Here is a 17677-nt window from a genome sequence, read left to right on the forward strand (position 1 = left end):
ACTATTATATCACTTATATTGCTTAATCTTACTCATTTTATTCTTAGCAGCAAGGCATAAAAACAAATCTTTACAATATCGTAACTCAATACTTACAAAAATCAAACCCTTTGACACTCAAAATGTTGCATAAAACTTACCAAATCATCAATCGCCGTCAAATCCATCGCGTTATAAATACTGGCACGCATACCGCCAACAGCTTTATGCCCTTTTAGGTTTAACAACCCATTTTGTGCCGCCTGCTCCAAAAACACCTTGTCAAGACTGCTATCTGATAGTGTAAACGGTATGTTCATTATGGAACGGTAATTTTTGTCCACCGGATTGTGATAAAAATCACTGTTGTCAATACAAGCATACAAACGGCGTGCTTTTTCAAGGTTTTGTTGATAAATTGCATGAACGCCCCCTTGCTCCAAAAGCCACTCAAACACAAGTCCTGACAAATACCACGCAAACGTCGGTGGCGTGTTTAACATGCTGTCATTTAAAGCCTGATTTTGATAGTTTTGTGTATTTGGACAAATCAGATTGGCCTTGCCTAACAAATCATCACGCACAATCACCAACGTAAGTCCTGCCGGTCCAATATTTTTTTGTGCCCCTGCATAAATCAAGCCAAATTTTGACACATCAATTGGCATTGACAAAATGCACGATGACATATCCGCGACAATCGGTGCGTTTACAGTTGGCAAATCAAACATCGCAAGCCCTTGAATGGTTTCATTTGGGCAATAGTGAAAATAATCGGCGTTATCGGATAATTGCCAAGTGGCAACATCTGGTATGCGCGTATAATTGCTGTCTTTGGCTGTCGCAACCACATTAATTGTTCCAAGGCCTGCTTGTTCGTAACGCAACGCTTCGGTAATGGCTTTTTTTGACCAAATGCCTGTGTCCAAATAATCCGCCACACCGTGCAACAAATTCATCACAATACTGGAAAATTGTAGACTTGCGCCGCCTTGCAAAAACAACACGCGGTAATTATCGGGAATGTGCATAAGTTTACGCAAATCTTGCTCTGCTTTTTGAGCAATTGCAATAAAATCAGCACTGCGATGACTAATTTCCATCACCGATGAACCGCTGTTATGCCAGTTTAACAGATCGTGCTTGGCTTTTTGCAGCACCGCTGTTGGCATGGTTGCAGGGCCTGCACAAAAATTATGCACCCGCTTGTTAAAATTTAACGCACTCATCACACACTCCAAATTTTAAGTTAAGATTAAATTAAAAATCCAGTCATTTTCGGTTTGCACCAATCAATTCTTTTTGTTGGCTTAACTGGTTGGCTTGGCTACGCTGTTGAATGGTTTGCCAAAAATCGCGTTTTTGCCTAAAATCATCGAGCATCACCGCCAAATCATAGCTTGCATCAAACGGCGTTTTGGCAAATAACGCGGGCAAAGCGGTCAAATGCAACAATTTTGGTTTTTGCTGAGTATTTGGATAAATAGCATGCAGCATTCCGGCAAAAGTCGCCAAGGCTATCATATCGGTACACATTTGATCCGCCAATGCCTGCGAAATGAATGGAAACTGAAAATCATACGCTTTTAAACGTAAATTAGCCAACAAAGATTGCCAAAGTTTGTGCTGTTTTTCATGTTGGTTTAACACCGCCATATCCACAATTAGCACCCAATCTGCAAAAACCGCCATTTGCAATCCAAACGCATCGACCACATTTGCACTAACCACAACCTTGGACGGATTTTTTGCCAGTTCGCGATCGGTTGGTTCATTGCCTGTTGGTTCAAAATACTCAAAACGCTCAAAACGTTTGGCGGTTTTATCAAAGGTATCGTGATCGGTAGTTTCATCAGGGTTTGGTAAACTTGGTGCAGTTTTTGCCAATGAAACTTCTTGCAATTTTGGCTTGGATAAATTGGACTTAGATAAAGGGGCTAAACTTTCGGCCAATTCATCAACACCAAGCTCGATCACATCTGCCGTTTGTAAAGCCCAACGATCAATGCCCATTTCTGCCAATAACTGATTTTGCCAATATTGATACGCGTATTTCATCACAAGTTACGCTACTCAATCGGTTGTACAGGCGGTATCACATCGGCATTTTGGGCGCGATGACGTAAAAAATGATCCATCAATACAATGGCAAGCATGGCTTCTGCGATCGGTGTGGCACGCACGCCCACGCAAGGATCATGACGCCCTTTGGTGATAACATCGGTTGGATTGCCTTGCAAATCAATGCTTTTGCCTGCGGTTGTGATGCTTGCTGTTGGTTTTAATGCCAAAGCCACGCGAATGGTTTGGCCGCTTGAAATGCCCCCTAAAATACCGCCTGCATGATTGGCCAAAAAGCCGGTTGGTGTCATTTCATCACGACTTTCATGTCCAAATTGTTCCGCCACCAAAAAACCATCACCAATTTCTACGCCTTTTACCGCGTTAATACTCATCATTGCATGTGCGATGTCCGCATCCAATCGGTCAAACACAGGCTCGCCCCAACCAACGGGGATATTTTGTGCAAAAATTTCTAATTTTGCCCCACAACTTGATCCTTGTTTGCGTAAATCGGTTATCAAGCGTTCAAAACGTGGCAAAGCCTCAACATCACCACAAAAAAACGGGTTGTTATTCACCTCATTCCAATCCAATTTTTCACTTTTTTCCGTGCCAATTTGAACAACATGTCCGCGGATAATCACGCCAAATTTTTCGGCCAAGTATTTTTTGGCAATTGCACCTGCAGCCACACGCATTGCAGTTTCGCGAGCCGATGCCCGCCCACCACCGCGGTAATCACGAAAACCGTATTTTTGCGTATAAGTATAATCGGCATGATTTGGACGAAAAGTTTGGGCAATATTGCGATAATCTTTGGATTTTTGGTCGGTATTGCGGATTAATAAACCGATCGGCGTGCCTGTGGTTTTGCCCTCAAACACACCTGAAATAATCTCAACTTCGTCCGATTCGTTGCGTTGCGTGGTAAATTTGTTGCTTCCTGGTTTTCTGCGATCAAGTTCTTTTTGTAAATCTTGTTCGCTTAAGTTAAGCCCAGGAGGCATGCCATCTACAATTGCCATTAAGCCTGCACCATGCGATTCGCCACATGTGGTTACGGTAAATAACCGTCCAATCGTATTGCCTGCCATGAGATCTCCTTATTTGTTTGGCACGGTTAACACTTGCCCAGTTTTTAGTTGCGTGGTGGCGGTCATATCGTTCATGCCTGCCAACGCTTTGGGGCTAAGATTGAATTTTTTGGCAACCGATGTCATACTATCGCCCGATCTTACTTTATAAGTCGTCGTTAATTTTGGTACTTTTAAACTCTGTCCGCGCTGTAACGATGCCCCTGTTTTTAGGTTGTTTAACGCCGCCAAATCAGCCACCGATAAGTCATATTTTGTCGCAAGGCTATTTAGACTTTCGCCTGATTTAACTCGGTAGCTTTCTGTTGCACCTTTGTATTTGCCTGATGCGTTATTTGGTTTTTTGTCGGTTGTGTCGTTTTGACTACTGGCTTTGCCTGCTTGTGGAATGGTGATAATTTGTCCGGCTTTTAGTCGGCTTTTGGGTTTTAAGCCGTTGTTGCTGGCAAGTTCTTTAACCGATACGTCAAATTTATTGGCAATGGTGTTTAAATTATCACCGCGTTTTACCGTGTAATTTACTTCTTTTCCCATCAAAGCGTGTGTGGCTTTGGCTTGGCTGACGGGCACAACAATGCTTTGTTCGCGCTGCAATTTTGAGTTTGCGTTAAAATCGTTTAATTCTGCAATGTCCTCTGCCGATACGTCTAATTTATTAGCAATGCCGATCAAGGTATCGCCTGCCTGCACTGTGTATTTGCCTGTTGCACCTTGGTATTTTTTGGTGGGTTTTTGTACTAAGGCTGTCGTTTTGGTTGCCACTTTATCAGGAATTAACCACAAGGTTTGTTTGGTTTTGACTTGATAATTGGTTGACAAATTATTGTATTTTGCCAAATCATTCACGCTTAAATTAAATTTATCAGCAATGCCTGTCAAAGTGTCGCCTGCTTGTACCACATAGCTGTCTTGGCGTTTTTGGGGTTTGGTGTCAATTTTTTCATCTATGCCAAGTTTGGCATTATACAAATATAGCGTTGAATCGGCCAATAAAGGAGCATTTGGATCAATCTGATTCCACTCTGCAATGTCGCGCCAATTTACGCCCATACGCCCTGCAATGTTTGATAACGTATCGCCTCGCTTCACCTGATAAGTGGTGCGATTACCCATTGGGCGCGGTTTTGATGGGGCGGTTTTTGGTGTATTGACAACTGCATCATTATAGCTAAGTTTTTTGGTTTCGCCTTTGGCCTCTAACACTGATTGTTGGGTTTGGATCGCGTCCAATTTGATATTGCCATCGGTTGGATTGATTGCTTGAGAAACTTGAGGCGAGGTTTGTTCAATCTGCTTGGCAATGAGATCGCGCTCTGCTTGAGACAATGGCGGCTCTTGAACAATCGTGTTATTTGGTGTAACCATTACCGATGTGGTTGGCAAGGTATTGGCCGATTGCATCTCTGCGGTTACCTGATGCTGCTCTTTGGCGGAAATTGGTGGTTCTTTGGTTACAATTGGGGCAACATAAGTGGTGGTTTGATTTCTTACCATGTTGGTTGCAATACTTGCCAATTCACTGCTTGATTTTGGTAAGATCGGTTTTTTGCCTTGTGTACTTGGTGCAACGCCTTGTGTGCTTGGTGCAACATAGCCATTGCTATTATTTGACACAAAACCATTGCCTGCCAAACGGCTAATTTGACTGTCAATTTTGGTATTGACATCGTTGGGAATTAACACGCGACTGGGGCCTGATATATCTACCGAACCTGCCAATAAACCGCCGTTTAACGCACGCAATTCATCATAACTTACCCCGGTTAAACGGCTAATTTCAGATAAGTTTGCTCCCACATTGGTAGGAACACTGCGAAAGTGCTGCCGGTTGGCAATTGCAGGCAAACTTACCCCATAAGCATTTGGATCTTTGACAATTTGGGCAACTGCCATAAAACGTGGCACATAGTTCATCGTTTCTGTTGGCAAACGCAATGACCAATAATCGGTCGATAAACCTTGGGATTGGTTATAACGAATGGCCGAACTTACCCTTCCTGGCCCTGCATTATACGCGGCCAATGCCAACTCCCAACTGCCAAATTGATTGTACAAACTGGTTAAAAAATCATAAGCCGCCCGCGTTGACTCAATCACATCGCGCCTGCCATCAAACGTTGAAGTTTGGTTTAAGCCGTAAATCCGCCCTGTACTGGGAATAAATTGCCAAAGCCCAGCGGCGGCTGCATTACTGGTGGCATTTGGATCATAAGAGCTTTCAATAACAGGCAACAAGGCCAATTCAGCAGGAATGTTACGGCGTTCCGCTTCACGCACAGTGTGGTATAAATAACGGCTTGCACGTGCCGTTAAACGATTAAGATAATCTTGCCGAGAAATAAACCAACTTTTTTGGGCTTCGATGCGCGGATCATAGTAACTGCTGCCCATTTTATAATTGGCACGCAACCTATCCCACAAATTACCGTATTGTTGTACCAACAATGCACTGTTTTCTACCATGGCCATATCGGTCGCTTCTAACAACCCTTCCAATTCGTCAAGACTATCCATATCCAACAAGGCGGCGTTTTGTTGGGCGGTAACGGCGGCGGTTGTTTTCGGATTGGTGGCGTTTTTAGCGGTAGTGGGTTTAGCGGAAGCGGGTTTTGCGGTTTTGGGGTTGTTATGCGTTGGACGTGCAACAGACGTTGCGTAGGTGCGTTGAGTTTGCACGGGTGGTGCACTGCTACAAGCTGCTAATAAAATCGTAGAAACCGCCAATGTCAAAACCGACAAAGAACTGCCAAAACGAGCATTTGCTAATTGTGCCATGATACTTCCTTCAAAATCAAAAAATATCTGCTAGTTTACAATAAAATCAAAAATAACTAAACACTCAAGCCAACTTTTTTTGTGGATTGGCAAGTTTTGGCATGTCAAAACATGTTACAATAAACTCAACCAATAAACCTAGCCAAATTCATGCCAAAAACCATCATGCCACTATTAAACCAACTATTAGCAAGCCTTGATTTTACCGCCCCTTGGTATCAAAACCTACTGACTTTAAACTTACCCTTAGACGCACACAAAAACCATTCCATGAATTTTGTTTATGAAATCTTAAACCTTAGTTTAACCAAGCTGTGTTCTAACAATGCACTGTGTTCTAACAATGCGCTGTCTTTTTGTCATCATCAGGCTTTTTACAACCATGATTTTCACAACCATCAAGGTTTAGCCCTCACTTTTGTACCACAAAACCACCTACCTACCCACACCAACTACGAAAGTTTTATTGCCACAACGGGCAACATTCCCACGCGTGATAATTGGCATGATTTGCTCAATGGGCTGATTTGGCTCAATTTTCCCAAAACCAAAGCCACACTCAACCATCTGCACGATCAAGATCTAAAACAGTACGGCAACAACGCACGCACACCACAGCGTAACGCCTTAACTTTGTTTGATGAAAACGGCGGCGTCATTGTCAGTAACAATCAACAATTATTGACAAATTTACAAAATTTTGCTTGGCAACAGGCATTTTTGGCGCAAAAACACGCATGGCAAACCAGTCAATTTTTTGCCATCGGCCATGCTTTATTAGAAAAATTAATCACCCCACGCAAAAATATCAGTGCCCATACTTTGTTGATTTTGGTGGATAATGACTGGCAAACACAATCCATTGACACGCAACGCACTTTATTAGATAATTTTTTAGCCAAAGTGTTATTCAGCCAAACCTTACAGACAAAAATGCTTCAGCCCTTGCCAGTTTTAGGCATACCAAACTTTTGCCCCAATGATATTGGCAAGCAAGATTTGGTGTTTTATCAAGATCGCCGAGTTTTTCGCGAAAAACGTCATGACAAACTTACAAAAATTTGGCAATTACACACAAATGAATGGTTGAATTTTTAGCCAAATGTTGTTACATTAAAGTTTATTATGTATTATTTTTTCACCAACTGTTAAGGAAAAATCATGGCAACCAAACTGATTAAAACCGCCAACACATTACGCCTAGTTACAGGCAAACTTGCACCATATTTGGATATAAATTGGCAAGATTATACCTTAGATGAACTTGAGTCTTTATTGCAACACGTGGTGCGTTTTGAGTTAGAGCACAACGATTATTTACGCCATAAAGACTATAAAGATGACAAAGGGGCAAATGTGGCGGTTTTTCGTTCCAGTAATTTGCTAAAATTATCCAGTTTGGGTGATGTGTTACTGGTGGTACAAGACGGTCATTTTGGTGTATAATTAAAACCTTTAACCCACAACAAAAGAGCATAACAAAAAGAGCATTATGTCAAAAATCCCCCTTTGTCTACCGTCCGATATCACCCCAGAGCAGTTTTTAACCGACTATTGGCAAAAAAAGCCGTTACTTATCAAAAACGGCTTGCCTGCCTTGGCTGGTATGTTTGAACCTGATGACATTTTAGCATTGGCAACCAATGAAGAGGTTACTGCAAGGTTAATCACCCACCAAAACAACCAATGGACGTTAAAAAACAGCCCCTTTACCGAACAAGATTTTGCCAATTTACCCAAACATTGGACGGTTTTGGTGCAAAACATGGAGCTATGGTCGCCAGATTTGGCCGATCTTTGGCATGCGTTTGATTTTATTCCCCAGTGGCAACGCGATGACATCATGGTGTCATACGCTCCAAAAGGTGGCAGCGTTGGCAAACATTATGACAATTACGATGTGTTTTTAGTCCAAGGTTACGGTTTAAGACATTGGCAACTTGGCAAATATTGTGATACCAATACCAAATTTATCAAAGGCCAGCCCATTCGCGTTATGGATAATATGGGCGATCTGATTTTTGATGCAATATTAGATGTCGGCGATGTACTGTATGTACCAACCAACTTAGCCCATTACGGCGTAGCAGTAGATGATTGTTTGACTTTTTCGTTTGGTTGTCGCAATCCAAATCCGCTACAATTATTAGACAGTATCACCGATGTGGCAACCGGTTTTGAGTCGCTTGCCATACCGCTAAAAATCACACAACCACACACCTTGCCCGGTGAATTACACCCCAAATCCATTCAAGACACCAAACAACAACTGCTTGACTTATTAAATTCACCCTTAGGCGATACGATTGTTTGCCAAGCCTTGGCCGAAACCGTGAGTAAACGCCAATACGATCTGTTGTTGCCAACAGAAATGTTAACCCTCGATGAATTAACCGATGCTTTAACACAAGGGGCAACCATCAGCCAGGATTTAGCCGGGCGGATAATTTTTGTCAAACACAACCACCAAACTCAACTGTTTATTAACGGTGAATGTGTCAATGATGAAATGGATAGCCCCAGCCAACAGTTGCTTATGCGCCTGGCAAATGGCGAAAGTTTAAGTTTAGCCGATCTAAACCAAGCCTGTGTAACCATAAGCAGTGTTTATGAATGGCTAGAAAACGGTTGGATCCTTGTCAATGTTACCGATTGATTGGTTTTTAAGCCAATTTGTTTAAGCCAATTTTAACAACCAGTTTTTCAAATCAAACCACAAAAAAACAGCAACTGCACTGGCAATTGCTGTTTTTTTATCAAATTTTCAAGCCTTATTTGGTAACTTCATACCAAGATAACGGCGTTAACTTGAATTTTTGTGTGTGCAGCGGTGCCGCTCTGGATCCATCACCCAGTGAGTCTTTGCTTGCTTGACTTGGGGTTTTATCCGCCAATGGATCTTTGGTTGCAATTGGGCTGTTCTTTTTCTTATCGTCATTGCCATAGCTTACGCTTGCGTCGGATTGTAATTGGCTAAGGCTACGGTTACCGATCAATAAGATCTCGTTGGTTTTGTCAACACTGCGTGGCCCTAAAGTTAACTCTTGAATGCCTTTGCCGGTGCGTGAGTAACCGCCTGTGCCGGTTTTTGAGCTGTCATCTAAGCAAATTCCATACGGTAAGCAGTACAACTGGCTTTCTGAACCACCAACAACTTTCGCTGAACACAAGTCTGTTTTGCCATAACTCATATTTGGGTTATACACACTGGCATACAAATAACCATCGATCACCTCCAAACGTCCAACCCCTTTGTTAAAGTTTACATCGGTATAACCATCAAAACGCGTTAACGGATAATACCAGCCGTGTTTGGTGTGATTTTTTAACTGCTGAATCGGCTTGTTTTTTTGATCTTTGGTAAAGCCTGTCGTTGTTGTACCGATGTCTTTTGGATATGCAAGCAGTTTACTGTCGTCCAAATCTTTAATTGTCGGAGTAAACTTAGTGTCATCATGAAGCAGTGCATTGCTCATCGTAACGTCTTTGTCAATGATACCGTACAAGCGATCAGAATTTGCTATATTGCGTATTTTGGATAACGGCGAGCTGCGATCCCCTGAAATTACATTCACCAAGGCAAACAATTTATCATCACCTGACACTTTATTGTCTACCCGCGTGCGTGTATTGCGGTAAAAACTGACAATTGGACGTTCATAAAACCGAAACGCGTATTTTTTATCCGTGCTATTTTCATGCTTACTGGCTAAAATCCGCGTGATTTTGGTATCGGTATAACTGTCTTTAGCAGGCAAGCCGTCTTTAAAGTCAATGCGAAACACCTGTCCGCCCAAATCAGCAAAATAAATATTGTCAATCAAGCCATCATTGTTACGATCCAACACCGTCGCACCGCCAACGATACTGTGTTTTAGGTATTTAAGCGCTTCGGTTTTGCCTGTGGCATTGGCGTCATACTTAGCTGACCATAATAAATCGCCAGTTTTGGCATCAACAATATATAACGCATTGCCTTTGGCCTGACCGTTTGCTGTGGTTTTACACTCATCGCTCCACTGTCTGATACCCAGTTGCTGATCGACCGGTTTGGCTTTGTCTTTCTTTTCGTCTTCGGCGGTAGGAGATGTTGCCCCAACTTGGAAGTCTTGATATTCATAACACATATCATAGCCACCGCCAAATACCGTACTTCTGTGTCTTTTTTGTTATCACTGGTGCGTTTGATTTTCGCCAGTGTGGGTTTTGCCCAAATATGCCCTAGGCGATCAAAACCTGTTGTACTTGGCTGAATGTTAAACTTAAGCACAGGTTTGTCTTTATTGTCTAAATCCAAAGAATATAAGCCAGTGCCGCCCATACGCAGGCCACCATAGGCTTGAATGCCTTTTTCTTTGTCAATGAGCATTTTGGTGATGTTTTCATCAGGTTTATAATCCGCCTTGATCGTCCACGGTGCATCAACGCCCTGATATGGCACGCCTGCAGTAAGCCCACTGATTTCACCTGAAAGGGCTTTTGGTTGCTGGGTTAACATCTGTTTTGGAATTACTGCGTATTTTTCATCGCCTTTATCGGCATCTACAAAATGCAGCGCCCCATCGGCGGAACCAAACAGTACATAATCATCACGCCCATCTTGTTTGATTTCGCCGGTTTTGGTGTCAATGTTGGCAGCGTACGAAACCGAACTTGGCGTTGAGTGAGTCGATGCACCCAGTACTTTGGTAGTCGCCCCCAAGTTGGCTTTAGTAAAGGTGATACTGCCAATATCGCTATTTTTTTGATGATCCAAAATACTAAAGCCTAAGAAATTAATCAACCGCGTAACGTTTTCTTTAGTAAACGTCGTTTTATCGGTAAATGAATTAGATGTATAATTTTTACCATCGACGGTAAATTTACCTTTTGAAATACCAATTTTACGCAACTGTTTATCGTTATCTTCAACATAAACATTACGCACGCTGTCGATGTTTTTCTCGGTAGGTTCAGCCAAATGGGCATACATACCGCCGACGCCGATCTCGATCTGATTGCTGCCACTTTCACTCGCCGGACTCCACAGATCGGCAGCATCGGTATTAAAATCCCCATTGGCACTTTTAAACAGTGGCTTATTGTTAGATCCCACCAAGGTACCATCGGCAATTTTATACTTTTTCATGTTGCCCGGCCAAGTGGCGGCCGCCTTACCCACTTGTGGCTGAATAAAGGGCATATACGCATATGCCAATTTGGCATTAATCCGGTAGGGATCATCAGGCACCACAATCGTCCCTGACGGTGAGGCCGGTATCTCATTGTTCAGATCCTGAATAAACTGCAGTACGCTGTTTACTACCGCATCTGAATCTTGTGCTGAATAAAAACCCCCTTCACCAAATCCACCAACCCCTGATAAATTTTTATGCGACTTAGCCCCCCAGTTACAGGCGTTCCGACCGTTAATTTCGGTGATTTTGTTACAGTCAAAGTATTTAGCCTTACTGCCACCGCCTTTTAGTTTGCCTGTTGGCAGGCCGGTTACTTTATCGGTTTCGTACTCGTCCAGTTCTTGAATGACATTGGCGTATTTTTTGGTGTCAAACACTGATCCAAAACCCACCACCGCGGTTTTGATCGGATAGCCCAGGCCGTTTAGCTTACCATCGCGTAGGTTTTTAGCAAAATAGCCTACCGCATCCATACCATGTTGTGGTGATAAAGAACCGCCTACTCCATTGATATTACTGGTTAATAATGTACCACCGTTTTTGGTTAAGTTTTTATTGCCAAGAGCAATTTTCATCAATTCCTCTGGTCTGCTTGAGGAGTTGGGCTCACCATCGGTTAAAAAGTAAATGCCATTCCCATCACACTGGGCGGATTCGGATCCTTTAATGGGGCTTTTATACAATGATCCTGCCTTGGATTCACCAACCGATTTGTCAAAACCCGAACCTTCTATGCCTCTACCCCACCACGGTGATGACGATTTAGTAGTACTACCAAGCATATACGCCCCCACTTCAGCATAGGCATTAGCAGCTGGCGTACCGCCAACACCATCAAATCTTGCCACCGCGTTTTTAATATCTTGCCTGTGCTGTGGATTAATGGGTTTTGCTGGCACTACAATCCGCCCTGATATTCCATCGGCATAACCACCACCTTGTGAAGAAAACTGCCCGATACCGATCTGTACATTTTCTGCTTTTTCAATTAGACTGGAATGATCCATCAGGGTAAAGATCGCATCTTTAAGCCGTGTTAACCGATCCGGGTATTTGCCTTGTGATACAGCCGGTACATTAACATAGTACATATTACCATCTCGATGATAAGAATCAAGATCCCACGGTCTAGCATACAACCCCCTATAAACGCGACTACAGTTGTCATCAGCACATCTTTGATAACCTGTACCAGTCCAAAAACCAGATACATACTTCCATACATAACTGCGTTTAGCAGGTTGATTTCTACTAATGTAACAAAAATTGCGCGTATAGCCTTTACCTGAATTTTCACTTGTAATTGACAGACTAACCCCAACAGGCAACTCACAAGCCGCTGCTGTAAGAGCGGCATCACTAGGCTGAACCGACATACTCCCTGAAGTATCCAGCATCATGGTGATGGTTACTTTACCGCCCTTGGCCTCTTGATAGATCTCCAGATCACCGATTTTTTTGCCGTGGGTATCGGCGTGAGCAGGGAGGATCGCCACAGATGCCATAGCCAGTACCAGGGTTTTGAGTGGCATGGCGGTGAGGGTTGGTTTTTTTAGTTTCATAGTCTTTTGCCTTTTTTAAAGGGTTAATCGGTTTGCGTTAGCACAGTTTGCTCGCTCCTGCACCGCCGTATCTGCGGTATAGATCGGTACAGGTATTTTCTTCGACCACAGCCTGCTGATATAAGGTTTTGTGTGGGACGCTTTTACCTGTTAAACAGCTTACAATGTTATCAGAACCTACCACGCTTTTTTTCAGGCAGGTATCAGGATCACTGTATGAGGGCATAAGTGAGGTTGGGCGGATATCAAACTTGGTTTTTTCTACCGCCCCTTGATAGCCGTTGGTATCTCTACCTTCCGTCAAACTACCAAAATCTTCTGCATTGGGATCGGCGGCTACATCAGCACGGGTAACGCTCACTTGCACCATAGAAATTTTGCGATCATTGACAAACGAATCGGCTTTATCCGGTTTACAGATTTGTTCTTTACCGCGGATTCCGCCGTTTTTTAAGCGGATAAAACCGCCAGTTACTGTGTTTACTTTGGCATTGTCCGGGTGAAAACAATAAATAAACTCATCACCTACCGTCTCTGGGCGCTGCATAAAATAACCAAACATGCCGAGGCGGTTTTCTACCGATTTTGGATAATCGGTGATGACGGTTTCTAGTTTTTGGTTGGCGTTGTCCGCGGATTGGAGCAACATGGTGTTGATCTGATCGGAAGTTGCCAGTTTTAGATCGGTGGTGCTGCGTTTTACCGACATTGCCCCTGCGATCATCACCAAAATCAAAAACAACAACACCACGATCAAAGTTGCACCTTTTTGGGCGTGATTTGGAGCAACGCGATCAGGCGTGAGTGATTGACAAGGCGGAGAGTGTGTTAAAATTTGCATAATCTTACCCTCAAATAGCCCGTGCATTACGCAACAAAATCGTACTTTGGTAAACGTTTCTGACTTTTTTGCTGCGAGCGTCTTTGGTTGCATCGGTTAAAACTTGCGTTTGATCAAACAACTCAAAAGCGGTTTGATCCTCATTGCCAAGCACCGCGGTACTACCACTGACAATCAAGCCAATTTTGACCGAGGTAATGGGCGGTTTTTCACCGGTTAGTTTGTTATAAGCATAACTGTTTAGGTACAGCATACCCGGTTGCGTGGTGATTTTGCCTGACGCCGGATCTTTGATTGGGCGTTGTTGCGTGCCTAACAGTACATTAAATTGATCGACATTGGTGATTTTTTCCATGCCCTCACCTCCAAAATCGCGTGTATCACCGCCTGTAAATTTTTGGATTGTTTTGATACCTTGGCCAGGTTTTGAGGTGTCTGCTACTAAACGCCCTGCATCACAGGCTAATACCAATGTACCGTTTTTTTGCGTGGATTGTCTGACAAAATAGCGCTCGATCACCATGGCGTTTTTGTCAACTTGATTGTTTTCACAATCGATCATCTCACTGCCAGTAATGTTGGTGTATTGAATGGTGAGTTGATCACTGTTCGTGCCACTCATATTTGACACGCCTGTCCATTTTTGGGTAGTGCCATTGGCTTTGGTATCGCCTGTGGAGCGTGTTAACAGCTGTAGATCTTTGTATTCATCGGTTTGGATAACCTCGTTTGTTTTTGGATCGGTTGTTTTGCTGACAATGTCCAAATTAAAGCCAGTTAGCACAATACCGCCTTGGCTTGTGGTATCGTTAATGCTCGTTCTAGAATTGCCTAAATTGGCAATGCGAATGTGCGATTCTAACTGCTGTATGCCAAAAACACTGACGTCTTGTAACTCACTGCCGCTTTTTTGAAACGTGGTGGTTCTGGCATTGGCAATATAAATTTGCACCGCGGCCGCTGAAATTAACAGCCCCAAAACCAAGGATACCATCAGTTCAATTAAGGTAAAACCCCTATTAAAACTTTTGTTAAAACCACTCATATCAATACGCCTCCATCACAAAACAAGTTGCACCTGGCCGATAACTGCCTGATTTAACCATGCAGGCATCATTATTTGTGCCGATAACCGGCGCAGTTTCTCCCCAACTGGCGATCATGCACTGCATTTTTGTTGTGCCAGGGCAATTGTCCATACGAATGGCAATTTCATTATCCAATGCCACTTTGCGTAGAGCATTGGCATCACGCTCGGCCATTTCTTTAAAAGAGCAGGCGGTTGGATTTTGGTTTTTTTGTTTGTCATATACTGGTTTGCATTTGTTTAATTTGGTCTGTATATCAGTTTTTTGCTTACTTCTTTCTGTATCAGAAACATTGCCCGGAGCAGTTGCAGGCGTGTTGTTTAATGCGTTTTTAAACGCTGTAATTTCACTGGGATTGGCTCGCAACATTTCTGCACCGCCACGCATCACACTTAACGCACGGCTACGCAGCAGACTTTCATCAGTTGCTTTTACCGCTGTCATTTGCATACCACTAAAACCCAATACTGCAACTGCCAACAGTAATAAAGCCACCAACACTTCAACAAAACCCATGCCTTGTTGTGTTTGTTTCATAAAACAATCTCCTTTTGTGGTTTTGCAATGCGTGTCTTCTGTATTGTTACTGTCTGTATTGTTACTGTCTGTATTTTACTGACTGTCTGTATTTTTACCAAAACACGCCCACGGTATATTTTTCTTAATATTATATTTTGTTTTTTCAATATTTAGATGTATGTCTCATTGTAACACAAAACCATACAATAAAAACAAATTTTTTTAAAAATGTCTTAAAAAATCATTAAGACCATTTATAAGTTGCCGTTACAAAAGCGTTAATGCCTTTTTGGTTATAACCTCGGTAGGTTTCATAATCTTCATTAGTCAAATTATTCACGCGAGCATTCACCGACAAACGCTTGTTTACATAATAATTGCCACTTAAATTTATTAACGTATAGCCTTTTAAATCCGAATCGCCGATTTTTTGTTGTTCAAGGCGTACATCAAATTTAGGCTGTTGATAACCAACATAAATCAAGCCCTTATAGTGCGGATGAAAAGGCAAGCCTTTACCGTTTTGATCTTTGGTGTCTTGATAATCGTAATTTATTCCAAACAATACCTTGTCTATTTGCCAATCTGAGGTTAAATTCACGCCTTTAATCTGCATTTTGCCTTGGTTAAACGTGGTGGCAGGGCTTTTGCTATAATCAGACACAATCGCATCAATCAGATTTGACTGGTAGCCCGTTAAACGCGTGGTTTGGTAGGCATTGCTGTTTTCAATAAAAACCTCGCGGTTGTTACTGGTTTCGGCTTTTAAATTTGGATTGCCACGATAACCACCCCAGCTGTCTGAATAACCGTACAAATCGTTCATAGACGGAGCTCTAAAGCCTGTTGCATACGATCCGCCAATGCGCGTATTTGGCATAATCCGATACGCTCCGCCTAGGTTGTACGTGGTTTTGTTGCCAAATTGTGAGTTTTGGTCATAGCGTAAATTTAACTGGGCGTCATAACTGTCATTTGCCAACAAATAACCGACATACGCACTGTTAATTTTGCGCTGTTTTACCGTATAGCTGTCAGGTTGGTTAGTCTTAGGCTTGCCTGTGTCTAATGCTTGATGTAGATTTTCATAGCCTGCGATCACTTGCCCGGCTGGCAAATGATAGCCCAATTGTAGGTTTAATTGTTTTTGCACCGTGTCAAACGTATTTGGCGTTTTGTCGGTTGGCGTTTTATACGCATTCAGTTTGTCAAAACTTTGTCCATATTTTAAAGATCCGCTTAAATTATCTTGCTCATAATCTGCAAACACCAACAACGCACCGTTTTGTTGCTCTTGGCGGTCATCATAATCTATTTTTGAGACAGACTTAGCAAATAAACCTGTTGCACCCACATTAAGTGCTTCATTAAAACGATGTTTTGCCACAAAACTTACATTTTTTGACTCAAAACCATCTTTATCCACATCGACGCCTGTGGCATTTTTGACTGCGTTAATGCCCTCGGTTTTTTCATAGCCTGCTGACACACTTAGCGTGGTATCATGCTTGACAAATTGTCCGATACCTTGGGCTTTATAGCTTTTTTCTGTGCCTGCACCAACAATAATGGAGGCATTGGATTGTTTAGCATGTTGCCCTTTGGTAAAAATTTGGATAACGCCACCCATCGCATCTGATCCGTACAAGGCAGAACCTGAAGCGCCGTGCAACACTTCGATGCGATCAATTTGATCCGCAGGAATTAACGAAAGTGCCGAACCACCGTAAGAAATGGATCCGTAACGAATGCCATCAATTAATACCAAAATTCTTTTGTTGTCATAACCACGCAACACAACATTGCCAGCCGTGCCATCACCACCGTATTGACGCACCAAAAAACCGCCGTGATGACGCAGTACATCTAGCACGCTTTGCCCTTGATAGCGTTTTAGATCCTCTTCATTAATCACACTGGTTTGAGCAATGGTATTTTTTTCAGATGTGGCGGTACGCGTTGCAGTAACGGTTATTTTTGGCAGCTGTACAATTGGCATGCTGTTATCAGAATCAACCCCCAGACCGTCGGCATAAGATTGACTGGCAAGCATTGTTAACACAAGGCTTAATGTGGTATGTTTAACCGTAAGTTTGGTTTTTTGAATTGTTTTTGATTGAATTGTTTTTGGTTTCATGATTTTTGCTATTCACACTGGCTAAAATAAAAATAAGTTATCTATTACATTTTAGCAAGTTTTATGCAAAATACCACAAAAATAAGTTGAGATTTTCTCAAATTAATGTAACTTAATATGAAAAAATTTTGATATATTGGTTTTATTAATTTTAATAATTAAAATATCTTAATAAAAAGAGCAAAAACCAAAGTACCGCTGTCTATGTGAACCCATGAACTGTCATGTTCAAAGGCGGATCGCACAATTATTTTTAAGGTTTCCTGATACATCATACCGATGCAGGCATACACAACAAACAATTAGCATGCAACCCTAAAGTAAATTATCAGCTCAGGTATGCCATAAACTGGCGAGTACTTCAGAAACTGCATTATAATGCTTTTTTGGCTTAAATGCAACTTTTGGTTTAGTACAACTTTTGGCGTAGTGCTTTTGGTT

12 protein-coding genes and 1 other RNA gene are annotated in these 17677 nt (G+C 42.4%); 3 read left to right on the forward strand and 10 right to left on the reverse strand.

Going from position 1 to position 17677, the window contains the following annotated elements:
- Nucleotides 1–101: 101 nt before the first annotated feature.
- Genes serC through MOMA_RS08715 form a run of 4 tightly spaced genes read right to left on the reverse strand, consistent with a single transcriptional unit; the run spans nucleotide 102 to nucleotide 5912 of the window.
- Nucleotides 102–1208, reverse strand: coding sequence for a 3-phosphoserine/phosphohydroxythreonine transaminase (gene serC / locus MOMA_RS08700; protein WP_009502163.1), 1107 nt, complete (start codon nucleotides 1206–1208; stop codon nucleotides 102–104).
- Between the two features lie 43 nt (nucleotides 1209–1251).
- Entirely contained in the window at nucleotides 1252–2037 is a 786-nt protein-coding gene (locus MOMA_RS08705; RefSeq protein WP_009502164.1) for a hypothetical protein, read from the reverse strand.
- Nucleotides 2038–2048: 11 nt separating this feature from the next.
- Complete coding sequence (gene aroC, locus MOMA_RS08710; protein ID WP_009502165.1) at nucleotides 2049–3137, reverse strand: chorismate synthase; 1089 nt, start codon at nucleotides 3135–3137, stop codon at nucleotides 2049–2051.
- A gap of 9 nt (nucleotides 3138–3146) precedes the next feature.
- A complete protein-coding gene (locus MOMA_RS08715; RefSeq protein ID WP_009502166.1) occupies nucleotides 3147–5912 on the reverse strand; it encodes a lytic transglycosylase in 2766 nt (921 codons plus the stop codon).
- A gap of 150 nt (nucleotides 5913–6062) precedes the next feature.
- On the opposite strand from MOMA_RS08715, the gene MOMA_RS08720 reads away from it, so the two are divergent.
- From MOMA_RS08720 to MOMA_RS08730, 3 genes are all read left to right on the forward strand, one after another.
- Nucleotides 6063–7010 (forward strand): DUF3025 domain-containing protein, encoded by a 948-nt coding sequence (locus MOMA_RS08720; protein ID WP_009502167.1) that lies wholly within the window; start codon nucleotides 6063–6065, stop codon nucleotides 7008–7010.
- 63 nt (nucleotides 7011–7073) lie between these two features.
- Nucleotides 7074–7358 (forward strand): hypothetical protein, encoded by a 285-nt coding sequence (locus MOMA_RS08725; protein ID WP_009502168.1) that lies wholly within the window; start codon nucleotides 7074–7076, stop codon nucleotides 7356–7358.
- A 46-nt stretch (nucleotides 7359–7404) separates the two neighbouring features.
- Nucleotides 7405–8568, forward strand: coding sequence for a cupin domain-containing protein (locus MOMA_RS08730; RefSeq protein ID WP_009502169.1), 1164 nt, complete (start codon nucleotides 7405–7407; stop codon nucleotides 8566–8568).
- A 1218-nt stretch (nucleotides 8569–9786) separates the two neighbouring features.
- On the opposite strand, the gene MOMA_RS08735 is transcribed toward MOMA_RS08730, so the two are convergent.
- The 6 genes from MOMA_RS08735 to ssrS form a co-directional block, all read right to left on the reverse strand.
- Nucleotides 9787–12651, reverse strand: a complete 2865-nt coding sequence (locus MOMA_RS08735) for a pilus assembly protein (RefSeq protein ID WP_051012748.1) — start codon at nucleotides 12649–12651, stop codon at nucleotides 9787–9789.
- Between the two features lie 37 nt (nucleotides 12652–12688).
- Nucleotides 12689–13492, reverse strand: a complete 804-nt coding sequence (locus MOMA_RS08740; protein WP_009502170.1) for a hypothetical protein — start codon at nucleotides 13490–13492, stop codon at nucleotides 12689–12691.
- A 10-nt stretch (nucleotides 13493–13502) separates the two neighbouring features.
- Nucleotides 13503–14537, reverse strand: coding sequence for a PilW family protein (locus tag MOMA_RS08745; RefSeq protein ID WP_009502171.1), 1035 nt, complete (start codon nucleotides 14535–14537; stop codon nucleotides 13503–13505).
- Between the two features lies 1 nt (nucleotide 14538).
- A complete protein-coding gene (pilV, locus tag MOMA_RS08750) occupies nucleotides 14539–15117 on the reverse strand; it encodes a type IV pilus modification protein PilV (protein WP_009502172.1) in 579 nt (192 codons plus the stop codon).
- A 226-nt stretch (nucleotides 15118–15343) separates the two neighbouring features.
- Entirely contained in the window at nucleotides 15344–17236 is a 1893-nt protein-coding gene (locus MOMA_RS08755) for a TonB-dependent receptor plug domain-containing protein (RefSeq protein WP_009502173.1), read from the reverse strand.
- Nucleotides 17237–17416: 180 nt separating this feature from the next.
- A non-coding RNA gene (gene ssrS / locus MOMA_RS09755) (6S RNA) lies at nucleotides 17417–17607 on the reverse strand.
- Nucleotides 17608–17677 lie beyond the last annotated feature (70 nt).

This window comes from Moraxella macacae 0408225 (genome assembly GCF_000320365.1).
GTDB classification, from domain to species: Bacteria; Pseudomonadota; Gammaproteobacteria; order Pseudomonadales; family Moraxellaceae; genus Faucicola; species Faucicola macacae.